Source organism: Lysinibacillus sp. FSL P4-0201 (assembly GCF_038593425.1).
GTDB lineage: Bacteria > Bacillota > Bacilli > Bacillales_A > Planococcaceae > Lysinibacillus > Lysinibacillus capsici.
On the sequence record NZ_CP151995.1, the window covers coordinates 3359638 to 3372289 of the forward strand.

The 12652-nt window shown below is 37.2% G+C and carries 13 protein-coding genes; 2 read left to right on the forward strand and 11 right to left on the reverse strand.

Features of this window, described 5'->3' with window-relative positions; translation table 11 throughout:
• Window positions 1-9 precede the first annotated feature (9 nt).
• Window positions 10-2154 carry an EAL domain-containing protein gene (locus MKY76_RS16840; RefSeq protein ID WP_328012986.1) on the reverse strand — a complete coding sequence of 715 codons (2145 nt, stop codon included), beginning with the start codon at window positions 2152-2154 and terminating at the stop codon, window positions 10-12.
• 198 nt (window positions 2155-2352) lie between these two features.
• On the reverse strand, window positions 2353-2880 hold the full coding sequence (locus MKY76_RS16845; RefSeq protein WP_112116309.1) for a sigma-70 family RNA polymerase sigma factor: 528 nt from the start codon (window positions 2878-2880) through the stop codon (window positions 2353-2355).
• Window positions 2881-3118: 238 nt separating this feature from the next.
• Between MKY76_RS16845 and sspI the strand changes: the two genes are divergently transcribed.
• Window positions 3119-3328, forward strand: a complete 210-nt coding sequence (gene sspI, locus MKY76_RS16850) for a small acid-soluble spore protein SspI (protein ID WP_004226361.1) — start codon at window positions 3119-3121, stop codon at window positions 3326-3328.
• 79 nt (window positions 3329-3407) lie between these two features.
• Complete coding sequence (locus tag MKY76_RS16855; protein WP_342556878.1) at window positions 3408-4787, forward strand: FAD-linked oxidase C-terminal domain-containing protein; 1380 nt, start codon at window positions 3408-3410, stop codon at window positions 4785-4787.
• A gap of 47 nt (window positions 4788-4834) precedes the next feature.
• On the opposite strand, the gene MKY76_RS16860 is transcribed toward MKY76_RS16855, so the two are convergent.
• The 9 genes from MKY76_RS16860 to argF form a co-directional block, all read right to left on the reverse strand.
• Window positions 4835-5347 carry a GNAT family N-acetyltransferase gene (locus MKY76_RS16860; protein WP_048393639.1) on the reverse strand — a complete coding sequence of 171 codons (513 nt, stop codon included), beginning with the start codon at window positions 5345-5347 and terminating at the stop codon, window positions 4835-4837.
• 15 nt (window positions 5348-5362) lie between these two features.
• Window positions 5363-6076 (reverse strand): amino acid ABC transporter permease, encoded by a 714-nt coding sequence (locus tag MKY76_RS16865; RefSeq protein WP_048393636.1) that lies wholly within the window; start codon window positions 6074-6076, stop codon window positions 5363-5365.
• A gap of 12 nt (window positions 6077-6088) precedes the next feature.
• Complete coding sequence (locus MKY76_RS16870) at window positions 6089-6793, reverse strand: amino acid ABC transporter permease (RefSeq protein WP_048393635.1); 705 nt, start codon at window positions 6791-6793, stop codon at window positions 6089-6091.
• Window positions 6794-6817: 24 nt separating this feature from the next.
• Window positions 6818-7642, reverse strand: coding sequence for a transporter substrate-binding domain-containing protein (locus MKY76_RS16875; RefSeq protein ID WP_048393633.1), 825 nt, complete (start codon window positions 7640-7642; stop codon window positions 6818-6820).
• Between the two features lie 20 nt (window positions 7643-7662).
• On the reverse strand, window positions 7663-7941 hold the full coding sequence (locus MKY76_RS16880; RefSeq protein ID WP_342556879.1) for a glutaredoxin family protein: 279 nt from the start codon (window positions 7939-7941) through the stop codon (window positions 7663-7665).
• A gap of 13 nt (window positions 7942-7954) precedes the next feature.
• The gene (locus tag MKY76_RS16885; RefSeq protein ID WP_112116317.1) at window positions 7955-8968 is read right to left on the reverse strand and encodes an LLM class flavin-dependent oxidoreductase; all 1014 of its coding nucleotides are present in this window, start codon (window positions 8966-8968) and stop codon (window positions 7955-7957) included.
• Between the two features lie 45 nt (window positions 8969-9013).
• Window positions 9014-10342 (reverse strand): LLM class flavin-dependent oxidoreductase, encoded by a 1329-nt coding sequence (locus tag MKY76_RS16890; RefSeq protein ID WP_313870293.1) that lies wholly within the window; start codon window positions 10340-10342, stop codon window positions 9014-9016.
• Between the two features lie 143 nt (window positions 10343-10485).
• Window positions 10486-11382, reverse strand: a complete 897-nt coding sequence (locus MKY76_RS16895) for a LysR family transcriptional regulator (protein WP_342556880.1) — start codon at window positions 11380-11382, stop codon at window positions 10486-10488.
• Window positions 11383-11679: 297 nt separating this feature from the next.
• Window positions 11680-12645, reverse strand: coding sequence for an ornithine carbamoyltransferase (argF, locus tag MKY76_RS16900; RefSeq protein ID WP_048393624.1), 966 nt, complete (start codon window positions 12643-12645; stop codon window positions 11680-11682).
• Window positions 12646-12652 lie beyond the last annotated feature (7 nt).

Below are 12652 nucleotides of genomic sequence, written 5' to 3' on the forward strand. Positions count from 1 at the left end.
GTTCTTTTTTTAAATACTATAATCTTCAATATATTGAAGTTGTGTTAATACTTCCTCCACACGATGATGTAAATCTTTATAGGTTTCCGTAATTTGCTGTGGGGATATTGGCTTACTGAATAGATAGCCCTGAATATAATCACAGCCACCATCTATTAGAAAAGATAATTGCTCCACTTCTTCAATGCCCTCTGCCACAACCTTCAAACGTAAATGTTTAGCCATCGAAATAATCATGGAAACAAGTGCTTCATCATTCGGATTATGTGGCACGTTTCTCACAAATGTTCGGTCAATTTTTAAACAATCAATTGGGAATTCCTTTAAATAAGATAGAGAGGAATAACCTGTTCCAAAATCATCTACAGCAATTTGGATGCCTAATGCCTTTAACTCATGTAATAGCTGTGTCATTTGATCAATATTCATCGTCATACTTTCTGTAATTTCTAATTGTAAAAATGACGGATCTAAATTGGTACGATGTAAAATATCTTGTACCATTTCTACTAAATCCTGTTGAAATAACTGGCCAAGTGATAAATTCACTGCCACTTTCATCGGAGGTAAGCCTTGTTTCTCCCATATTTTCGCTTGAGTGCATGCGGTTTCTAAAATCCATTTACCTAGTGGGATAATAAGGCCACATTCTTCAGCAATAGGAATAAAGATATCAGGTGGAACAAAGCCCCGAGTTGGATGACGCCAACGAACCAAAGCTTCGACCGATTCAATGGTGCCTGTTTTTAAGTTGACCTGTGGTTGATAGTCTAAATAAAATTCATTATTGGCTAACGCATTATGTAAGTCTTGCTCTAACAATATTCGATCTGCAATACCTTTAGACATGTATGGTTTATAAAAAAGAAATCTTTGAGGTATTTGTCTAGCTTCTCGCATCGCTAACTGTGCATGCATTAATAGCTCTTCACCAGTCCATTGCTCCTCATAGAGAGCAATCCCAATATTTAGACTGCCATTCAATGAAAATAATTGGACCTGTAAAGGATCTGTCATGGCACTTTTAAGATTTAAGCAAAATTGTAGTAGTTCCTCAATCGTCTTTACATGGTCAATATAAATAACAAATTGTCCTTCACGCAGTTTAGTTGCAAAATAATGTGGAGGTACAATCGATTGAATTCGCTCTGCAACAAGCTTCATCATTTTATTAGAGTTACTAATCCCAATGGACGAACGAATCGCCGCAAAGCGATCAATTTCTATGGCAATGATAGCCTTTTGCGCTTTATGTTCATGTAAATTTTCTTTTAACGTCTTTAGTAAAAAATGCTCATTTGGCAACAATGTAATGTCATCATGATAAGCTTGAAATCGAAGCTCCTGTTGAGATTGTTCAAGATCCTTTTTTATTTTCAACAGCTGCTGAAAGGGTTTTTCCACAGATGTATAGTAAATCGCCTTTAGGAAAAAATAGAATGCTAAAAACTGATAAATCAGTGCTGAGAAATCCCATATTGCATTTTGATCTTGACTAACAATAAAGAAGACATCACTCACAATAAGGGATATAGCTGCGCTAATTAGCCACATGGAACGCTTCGGTAATTTTTTTACATATGTACTAACAATAGCAATGGTTAAAATTTGAAGAATAATAGCAATTAAGTGTACCATATTATCAATCGTATCTAACCAATTTTTAGGCAATACTTTGGGCGAATAATAAGCCAGAAAAACGCTTCCTAGAACGAAAAGCATCGAACAACCATATGTCAGTATCCGATGATTCATGGTTAATCGCTTTTTAGGGTTTAAAATAATAAGTATAAATCCAATGGCTAAGTATAAACGTATTAATATATGTAGGGGCTCGTTCATAAAGTTCCATTCTCTCGATTGGCTAAAAAACAAGCTAACTAATTCTAATAAGGCAATAATGAAAAACATGTTTCCTATGTATAAAGTTTGATTGGATAATAAGTGTGAAAATACTAAATAGGATTGGATCGCAATTGCCATTGTAAAAACAATGATTAATATTTGTATCACCAATTTTATATCTTGATACATGTTACCTTGGAAAACACCATATATTTGATTGCTAAAGCTCAGTAATGGTATGACAAGTAATAAGGGTAATACCATGTACCAAATTTCTTTTTTCTCTATCTGATTAAACCATCTCTCCACTCCAAACCCTCCATACTACTATATAAACATTCACTAGGTAATTTTATCTATCTATATCGATTATTTAAATTTGAATTGTATATTTCTTTGACTTCTTACAAATCATAACACTTTTATCGGAATTTGTATGCACCTATGTGAAGTATGCTAATATTCATTTTATTTCAATATTAGCATACTTTTGATATTTTTAGTTCTTTATTCCACCTTGAAAAGTTGATGTTTCAATCTCTGGATGATTCTACCTCTTCTTTTTTTAATAGCAACAGCGGATAAGCCTAATGCATTAGCTATTTCTTGATCACTGTAACCTTCTACATAATAAAGTAGTAATATTTCTCTTTCTATCTGCTTAAGCTGAGACAACTTAATTTCAAGTAAGCTAGGATTTTTTTGATTGTCCCATCCCTCCATATCACTAAGAATAAAATTGAGTGTTTCACCATCAACAACCGTTATTCGCTCAGAATAGTTTTTTTCCTTTGATAATTCATTTAGAATCTCACCTTTTATCGAGGAATAAAGATAAGCAGAAAATTGTCCCTTTGCTGGATCTGCTTTTAGCCATGCCCTCCATACCGCAATAGAAGCAATATGACGATAGTAATCAAAATCCTTGTAAATATGAAGCTGCGTAAAAATGGCTGTAATCATTGGTTGCACAGCCTCTAAAATTTCTTCAAAAGATTGTGTTAATGAAAGCTTGTGATTGTTGCGAATAGACATACCACTCTTCCTGTCAACTGTGCACAGTTCAATATTCCTAGGTAACACAATCTTAGACTGTCATGTTGCTTGAGAGCTAATGCCCATTTTCAACATTTCAGCGCGCAGAAAGAATAAAATGCCTGGCATATTTAGTCATAATTCCTCCAAAGTTATTGCAAAAATTATCTATTTTCTTTGGTATTTCATACATATTTAAACGATAGTTGGACAAATTACTACTAAGGAGGCGATATAGATGAATTTTCAAATAAGAGATGCAATTACAGCGAATGTACATGGTCAATCTGCCGCAGAATTCAAAGACATTGTGGAAGATGCTATTAATCGCGGAGAAGAGCATTTACTACCAGGGCTTGGGGTGTTTTTTGAAAAATGGTGGAAGCAATCCAGTCCATCAGAACAAGATGAATTTGTTCAAAAACTAGAAAAAGTATTTGCTAACTGATTTTTAATGAACTGTGCATTCCATTTCCAATAAATGCGTGATAAAGTTTTACTTATCAGAAAATTTTGGAGGGATTGGAATGACTGTTGCAGTAGAATTACTTGTCAATCAACTCAAACAGGTTTTATTAGAAGAACAAGTGTCAACAAACGAAACGGTACGACAGCTACATGGAAAGGATGAATCTCATCATATGATGAGATTACCTGATATCGTTGTCTTTCCCCGTTCCACAGCTGATGTCAGTTCCATCTTAAAAATTGCACATGCACAACGTGTACCAGTTGTACCATTCGGTGTTGGCTCCAGCTTAGAAGGAAACGCGATTCCTATTGCACATGGTATTTCTATTGATTTCTCTGAAATGAATAAGATTTTAGAAGTTCGACCTGACGACCTTCTTGTAAAAGTTCAGCCTGGCGTCACACGCTCTCAACTGAATAAGGAGTTAAAAAAACACGGTCTACAATTCACAGTGGATCCAGGTGCAGATGCAACACTAGGTGGCATGGCTGCGACGAATGCTAGTGGTACGACTGCTGTGCGTTACGGTGTTATGCGTGATCAGGTTCGTGATTTAGAGGTTGTCCTTGCAGATGGCTCTGTCATCCATACAGGTAATTTAGCCGCGAAATCCTCTTCTGGTTACCATTTAAATGGTCTATTTGTCGGCTCTGAAGGAACACTTGGCTGCTTTACGGAGTTAACGTTAAAAGTGTATGGTATACCTGAATTTGTGACAGCGGGGCGAGCTGTTTTTGACACAGTTGGAGATGCTGTTAGTGCTGTTACCGCCTTATTACAGGCTGGTATTTCAATTGGTCGAGTGGAATTGGTCGATGAATCCTCTATGAAGCAGGCCAATGTCTATAACGATACATCCTTTAGCGAAAAACCAACATTGTTTTTAGAATTCCACGGAAACGAAGCGGGTATGCATGCGGACATCGCATTTGCTACAGAAATTTTTGAGGACTACAGCTGTCTATCCGTCGAATTCGAGCAAGATAATGCTGCTCGTAATAAGCTTTGGGAAGCACGACATTCTTTAGCCTATGCATATATTCATGCTTATCCTGGTAAGAAGCTCATGTCAACGGATGTCTGTGTACCAATCTCTGTGCTTGCTGAAACCATTTTATATGCACGAGAACAGCTTGATCATGTTGGACTCGCAGGTGGGCTTGTGGGCCACGTGGGCGATGGAAATTTCCATGCACTTTTAATGTTAAATCCAAATGACGCCGAGGAACAGGCAAAAGCGGATCGCTTCAATGAACAAATCGTGCAATATGCATTACTTCGAGGTGGCACATGTACGGGCGAGCATGGTGTTGGCATTGGCAAAATGAAATACCAAGCCACTGAGCATGGTACCTCTTTAGTCGTCATGAAAAGCATAAAAGCAGCGCTTGATCCACTTAACATTATGAATCCAGGAAAGATTTTCACACTATAATTAACATTAAAACCCGCTGATTGACTAGAGCATCAGCGGGTTTATCATTATAAATCATAACGGAAGCTCTTGACTAATATATCTCCCTTGTAAAATTCCTTCGACTCATCTCGCACAAAACCTAATGATAAGTAAAGATTTATGGCAGCCTGCATCATATCACCTGAGTGTAAATAAAGTGCCTGATCCTGTCTCTTTCTAGCAAAGGCAAAACTTTCATTTAATAATTTCTTAGCAACCCCTTGTCCTCTTCCTTTTGGATGCACACCTAATAAGCGCACAATCGTCGATTGAATATTTAGCTCCGGCAAACCATACGCTTTCCCTGCATCTGTAAATAGTTGTAATCCACCTAATATGTCATCTCCGCGTTTTGCAATAAGAATTGTCTCTGCATTCGGATTACCAACCGAAGCACGGATATCACTTAAGTATGATTGCCAGCGCTCTGGGTCTTCATAGTCCTTTTCATATTGCGCATAGCTCTCAACTAAAACTTCAAGATAGCTTGCATAATCTTCCTTTTGTAAATGTTCAATCACAATGTCTGCTACTGTCATTCTAATTTCCCCTTTCTATGATGAAAAACCGCCTTTACTATAGGCTGTTACTCTTATTTCAATACGGTGTGAAACCCATTCTACTATGATTGAAATTACCCAATAAATAAGACCAACAGCAATAAATGACTCTAAAAACTTTAAGTTCATGGAAGCAATAATATTTGCCACACCGGTCAATTCTTTAATGGATAGGAAAAATGCTAATGATGTAGCATGTAAAAAACCAATAAAAACATTCGTCAAGTTGGGAATAGATTGCCCAAATGCTTGTGGTAAAATATAACGTCGCATCGCTTGAGGAAATGTTAATCCAATCGCATATGCTGCTTCTAATTGTCCTTTAGGTACAGCTAATATCCCTGAACGAATAATTTCTGAGGCATAAGCCCCTGCACTAAGTGTTAAGGCTAGTATGACAAAAAATAAAATAGGAATAGAATTTGATTGTATCTTTAAATGAAGCAAATTAGCTACACTATCAACTAGCATTGGCAAGCCAAAATAAACGAGCATGATATGCATAATGATAGGTGTTCCTCTGAAAAATGAAACATAAAAATTAAGTACAGATGAGACTATTTTTATCTGTTGAATGCGCACGAAAGCTACAATTATGCCAATAACGATTCCTAATAAAACAGGTGTAATAGTCATGAATAAGGTTAACGGTATTACTTTACTAATTTCTCGTAATGCTTCTACTATAAAAGCGATATCAATGGTCATAGCATATTCCCCCTATTGTGAAGCAAGCTCCTTTGGCATATAGCGATTAAAATAGCGTTCATTAAATTTAAATACTTTTTCAAGGATTATCACGATGACATAGTAAACAATTGACAAAGCTACATAGATTTCAAACGCTCGTGTCGTAGAAGCAATCAAGGTTTCTCCCCTCCCCACCATATCCATTACACCGATGGAGAATGCTAACGATGTATCTTTTAATGAACTAATCATTGTATTTGCTATATTTGGAAAAGCAACACGTATTGCCTGTGGAAAAACAATTCGCATAAAAGCCTGTGATCCACTTAAGCCTACTGAATAGGCCGCCTCCATTTGACCCCGATCAACGGTTAAAATTGCTGCACGAAATATTTCGGCAAAGGCTGCCGCATTGCTGAATGTGTACGTAATAATAACAAAATACATTGCATCCATTCGTGTCACATCAATATGAATGAGCTTTAACAATGCGGGTATACCGTAAAATACTAAGAACAACTGCACTAAAATGGGTGTACCACGAATAAAGGATATATAGATTGTAATAATTTGCTTCAAAATCGGTATGTGAAGTAGCTTTGGTATGGCTAGCACAATCCCAAGCATCATACCAAAAAGTATGGAGAATACTAGAATCTCGAAAGTTATGGGTAAATACTGAAGCAATGTTGGAAGTACTCTCGCAATTAGCACGACATCAAAGTTATTTTCCATACTGCCATCTTCCTTTCCTGTTCATTAGAAGTCTACTGTATAATCATCACCCAACCACTTTTTACTAAGCTCACTCACTACCCCCTCATTCTTTAATTCAACGATCGCTTCATCTAAGCGCTCCTGTAACTTCACTTCATCTTTATTGAGTAAAAAGTAGACCTTTGAATTTAATAATGCATCACCTACAACCTTTTGCTGTGCCTCATTGCTTTCGTTATAGTATCGAACAGCAAACGGTGTGGTAATAATGGCATCAATTCGTCCCGTTGCAAGTTGATTATTAACATCTACAGAGCCAGAAGAATAAACGATATTTGCTCCTAAATTATGCTCTTTATTATACTTTTCAATAAAAACAGCAGAATTACTTGTTGGTGAAACACTCACATTTTTCCCTTTTAAATCCTCAATGGATTGAATTGCATTATTTTTCTCGTTGACTGTCACCTTTAATGGGAAAACATTATACGGCTCTTTATTAAATAAAAACTTCTCTTCACGCTCACTATTAACTTCCATTTGATGGGCAATAAAATCTATTTTTCTTGTTTCTAAACTTAGTAATAAATTGGAGAATTCCATTGTTTTAAATTCAAACTCATATTCTGGTAGCTTCTCATCAATTGCACGAACAAGCTCTACATCATAACCAGTTAAATTTCCCTTGTCATCTAAAAAACAGATGTTTGGAAACTGAGTTCCCGTACCAACTATAATTTTTTGAACATCCTTGCCACTCTGTGCTGTTTTTTGAGCACTTGCGTCACCAACTGTTTTTTCTGAGTTTGCACACGCAGTTAATAGCGCTGCTAGCACAAGTAGCAAATAAAATGATATTTTTTTCATAAGATTCCTCTCTCCTTCTGTTATGCATATGAGGGTAGATTCACAGCAAGTGCCTTCTGTAGATGCTCTAAACCAATTGCTGTTACGGCTCTATAGATACCTGTTTCACTTGAACCAATTTCTACAACGGGTACATGTCGAACACCATACTTTATATCAAGGATGTCTCTAAAATTATCATTAGACGTGACATCAACTGTTTTGTAGGAAATATGTCGTTCTTGTAGATATGCTTTTATTTCCTCGCAATAAATACAACCTTGCTTCGACCAAATGATTATATCTAAACTTTTTGTCATATCATGACCTCCCTTAGATTACCTTCACCTTTTGCTGTAACTGCAAATGGACAGGACTTAAAAGCTCAAACGAACGTTGACGTTCAAATTCCTTCAAGATGGGCGTATGCAAAATAAATTCATCAATTTGGAATCGTACATGGTAGTCATCTAAATTGGCTCTAATGTCTTCTGCTGTACCGTATAAAATATCAGCCTCATACTGCTCCACCGTGTATTCCTCTCCAGATTCCTGACCAAATTTCTCTGCTAGCTCTACTGATTGTAGCGTCAGGCTTCTGCCACTTGCTAAATGCACTTTTGTAATTTTTTGATCTCCTATTAGCTTTTTCGCTTCCTCTTTACTTGGAGCAGCAAGTGCAGCAATGGAAATTGCAAAAGTACCGTTTGGATGATGACTGCGATAGATTGTAGCCGCTTGCGCCAAAACATCATTATCACTATTAATAAATCGAGCAAAGACAAATGCAATGCCGAGTTTTCCTGCAAGAGCAGCACTTTCAGGGCTAGCGCCAAGTAAAAATAATGTCGGCTTTGCCTTTGGAATCGGCGTTGCTTGTATGCCATATAATTCGTGCTCTTTTGGTATGGATTGCTCAATTAATTGCTGTAAAAATATTAGTCTCTCTTCAAAATCTTCCCCTTGATTGAGTGTGCCATATTGTAGAGCCTTCGTGGAAAGTGGCAAGCCACCAGGGGCTTTACCGATTCCTAAGTCTACACGTCCTGGCTCCAATGATGCTAGAACATGGAAATTTTCCGCTACTTTATAGGGGCTATAATGCTGTAGCATAACCCCACCTGATCCAATTTGAATGGATTTGGTTTTGGCAAGTAAATAAGAAACCAATACTTCTGGAGAAGAACCTGCTAATGACTCTGTATGATGATGCTCCGATACCCAAAAACGTGTATAGCCTAACTGCTCAGCTCGTTGTGCTAAAGCCACCGTTTTTTGTAATGTTTGTTCATTGCTTGCTCCTTCAATAATAGGGCTTTGATCTAATATGCCTAATGTATAACTCATACAACCCCTCCTAATTTCTTTTATTCAAATAAATTTACTAGGTTTTTAGACAGACTGTTTAACATAGCGACTTTCCTTGAATGGTAAACCTAAATTCCCACGCAAAGTATCTGCCTCATAATCTTTACGATATAGCCCTCTTGCTTGTAAAATTGGCACTACTTTATCAACAAAATCTTCAAGAGCACCAGGTACTGTCACGCCAATAATAAAACCATCTGCTGCTTCCTTTTCAAACCATTCTTGTACAAGATCTGCTACTTGCTCAGCTGTCCCAAAAAAGGCTGTTTTTGGTGTCGCCTCGCGTAAAGCGACTTGACGTAATGTCAGACCCTCCTGCTTAGCATAACGTTTAATATAATCGGTTGTGCTTCTAAAGCTATTGGCTCCAATATCCCCTAGATCAGGAAACGGTGCATCCACATCGTATTGGGTAAAATCATGATGGTCGAAGTAACGTCCAAGATAAGCAAGAGCACGGTCTATGGAAACTAACTCAACAATTTCTTGATATTTCGCCTCTGCTTCCTCCACCGTATCGCCAATAATTGGTGATATACCTGGAAAAATCTTTACTTCTTCGGGATTTCGTCCAAATGTTGCCACCTCTTTTTTTACTCTCGAGTAAAATTTCTGTGCCTCTTCAATAGATGCCCCATGTGTGAAAATGGCATCTGCATCTTTTGCAGCTAATCGAATGCCTGCATCAGACGACCCAGCCTGGAAAATAACAGGCTGGCCTTGCTTTGTTCGACCAATATTGAGTGGTCCTTGGACTGAAAAATATCGCCCTTTATGATGTAATATGTGTAATTTTTCTGGATCAAAAAATTGATCTTTGTTGACATCTGCAATAAACGCATCATCATCCCACGAGTCCCATAAGCCTTTGACAACCTCTAAGTATTCTTCCGCAATTTGATAGCGTTCTGAATGGCTAGGATGTTGGTCGATTGTTTTGTTATAGTTCAAAGCAGTACTTTCTAATGGTGTTGTTACAACATTCCATCCAGCACGCCCAGCACTAATATGATCTAATGAAGCGAATTGGCGTGCAACTGTAAATGGTTCGCTATAGGAAGTTGAGACTGTTCCAACTAACCCAATGTTTTTCGTCGCTACTGCTAAAGCCGATAAGATTGTAATAGGTTCAAATCGATTTAAAAAATGAGGGATGGATTTTTCGTTAATAAATAAACCATCCGCAATAAATGCTACATCAAATTTTCCCTGCTCTGCTTTCTGAGCCTGCTGAATATAGAAAGGTAAGCTTACACTTTGATTGCTCGCCACCTTTGGATGACGCCAACCAGAAATATTTCCTCCTACCCCATGAATAATTGCTCCAAATCGAATTTTATCCTGTCTAGCCATGTCAATTCCTCCTCAATCTTTATTTTACTAAACATAGTGGTTAAGTATGTTTTGTTGGATTGAGAATGATATTACCGTTCCTTTAGACGATATGCAATAGGTACAGTAATAGAAAAAATTTTATGTGGTGATAAAATTTTTTATCAATACGTGTCTCCTATGCTTTCAAAATGCTTAGCTGTTTCACAAATTGTCTGCCAAAAGGCTGATGGCAACGTCTCTTTCTCTTTATAGGTTAAAAATATATGTTGATTCATATCCAGCAAATGCTTAACGTCTATCTCCACAAATTCACCGCTTTCCAGTTCATTTTTAATGCATAGATGTGGTAAAAAGCTTAGATAGTCTTTTGTCCGAATAAACTCTTTGGCAACTTCTAAATGATCTGTTCGTACCTCAATATTGGCTGCAACTCCCTCTACCTCGAACATTTTATGCACATAATTCCAATCAAACGCGCCACATTCAAAAAACACCATTTTCTGTTGAGCTAATTCTTTTGCTTGAATAAGTTCATTTAGTTGTAATGGGTGATCACGGTGTTTGACAAGTTTCACTGTATTGTTCAATAAAAGCTCGTTCTCAATGTCATCCCCATGCACATATTGAATAAAGCCTAGATGAATTTGATGGCTTTGTAGCTTTTCTAAAATATTTGTTGTGGAACCTGTAAATAATTGAAAACGCAAATAAGGAAATTGCTCTTTCCATTTAGGCAATGCATAGGCTAAAAAATACTGGGCTGTTACACCGTTTGCACCAATACATACCTCATCGGTCTCCTGCGTTTCTTCTAATTGCTTCTTTCCTTGCTGAAATGTTTGCACAATTTGCGTGGCAAATGGTAAAAAATCTTTCCCTTTCTCTGATACGCTAACACTCCTTCCATCTCGGTAAAATAACTCAACACCTAGCTCTCGTTCTAATGATTTAATACGTGCAGTTACAGTCGGCTGTGAAAGAAATAATGCATTGGCTGCTTTATGGATACTTTTGTAATGGACAACATATAAAAATGCCTCGATATGGTCTATATTCACGAGGAGTTCACTCCTTCATTACTTATTTAACCTATTATATAAATAATTCCTTATATTCTCTATAACTTATAAGAAAACTATGTTTTATATTTTTGACAAAGAAAAAAAGTAACCCAGCGTCTCCCAGGTTACTTTACTATGTAGCGATGTAGCCATCCATCTTGACAACAAACATCGCACGTGGTGAACATCCCTCTGTCTGCCTACCACTTTTATGTTATTCACATGAACACCCTCTGTTGTCCATGTAAACTCTATCTATCGTACTTCTCAACTCGAGAAAGCATATGTCTCAATTTAAGCTAAAATCGATGCTAATACAGCTTTTTGAGCATGCAATCTATTTTCGGCTTGCTCAAAGATGTAAGAATTAGGTCCGTCAATAACTGAAGTCGCAACCTCTTCCTCACGATGTGCTGGTAAGCAATGTAAGAACATATAATTTGGTTTTGCATAGGCTACTAGCTCATCATTAATTTGATAGCCAGCAAAATCTTGTAAACGTTTTGCTGTTTCTTCCTCTTGACCCATAGATGTCCAAACATCAGCATAGACGACATCTGCATTTAATACTGCTTCAACAGGATCATTCGTGATCATAATCGTACTGCCATTTGCTGCCGCAATGGCCTGTGCTTTAGCGATGACTTCCCCATCACATTCATACCCTACAGGTGTCGCAACAGCTACATTCATGCCAACGTGTGCTGAAGCTACTACGAGTGAGTGTGCTACATTGTTGCCATCACCTACATAGGCAATTTTAAGTCCTTTTAACATGCCTTTATTTTCTGCAATCGTCTCTAAATCAGCTAATGCCTGGCAAGGATGATAAATATCCGTTAATCCATTGATGACAGGGATTGCTGCATGCTCTGCAAGCTCTTTGACCATTTTGTGAGAGTTTGCGCGAATCATAATGCCATCTAAATAGCCAGATAATACATGCGCTGTATCGTAAATTGATTCACCACGACCAATTTGCAAATCACGCGCATGCATAAACATGCTTTTTCCACCTAATTGATTCATACCAACTTCAAATGAAATACGTGTACGAGTTGAATGTTTTTCGAAAATCATGCCAAGCGTTTTACCTTCTAGTAATCTTGGACATTTCCCCTCTTTTGTAATCATCTTAAGCTGTGTTGCTAATTCAATAAGATCCTGAACCTCTTGACTTGTATAGTCTAGCAAAGTTAGTAGATCTTTTCCCTTTAAACTAGACACTAACTTTAACTGTACTTCTTCGAGTAATTTCATAGCCTTC

What these genes read in the sequence shown, in the direction of transcription:
- MKY76_RS16890 (WP_313870293.1), bottom strand. Translation starts at nt 10,342, where the DNA reads ATGGCTAGACAGGATAAAATTCGATTTGGAGCAATTATTCATGGGGTA.
- MKY76_RS16860 (WP_048393639.1), bottom strand. Translation starts at nt 5,347, where the DNA reads ATGACAGTAGCAGACATTGTGATTGAACATTTACAAAAGGAAGATTAT.
- argF (WP_048393624.1), bottom strand. Translation starts at nt 12,645, where the DNA reads ATGAAATTACTCGAAGAAGTACAGTTAAAGTTAGTGTCTAGTTTAAAG.
- MKY76_RS16885 (WP_112116317.1), bottom strand. Translation starts at nt 8,968, where the DNA reads ATGAGTTATACATTAGGCATATTAGATCAAAGCCCTATTATTGAAGGA.
- MKY76_RS16875 (WP_048393633.1), bottom strand. Translation starts at nt 7,642, where the DNA reads ATGAAAAAAATATCATTTTATTTGCTACTTGTGCTAGCAGCGCTATTA.
- MKY76_RS16865 (WP_048393636.1), bottom strand. Translation starts at nt 6,076, where the DNA reads ATGACCATTGATATCGCTTTTATAGTAGAAGCATTACGAGAAATTAGT.
- sspI (WP_004226361.1), top strand. Translation starts at nt 3,119, where the DNA reads ATGAATTTTCAAATAAGAGATGCAATTACAGCGAATGTACATGGTCAA.
- MKY76_RS16880 (WP_342556879.1), bottom strand. Translation starts at nt 7,941, where the DNA reads ATGACAAAAAGTTTAGATATAATCATTTGGTCGAAGCAAGGTTGTATT.
- MKY76_RS16870 (WP_048393635.1), bottom strand. Translation starts at nt 6,793, where the DNA reads ATGGAAAATAACTTTGATGTCGTGCTAATTGCGAGAGTACTTCCAACA.
- MKY76_RS16845 (WP_112116309.1), bottom strand. Translation starts at nt 2,880, where the DNA reads ATGTCTATTCGCAACAATCACAAGCTTTCATTAACACAATCTTTTGAA.
- MKY76_RS16855 (WP_342556878.1), top strand. Translation starts at nt 3,408, where the DNA reads ATGACTGTTGCAGTAGAATTACTTGTCAATCAACTCAAACAGGTTTTA.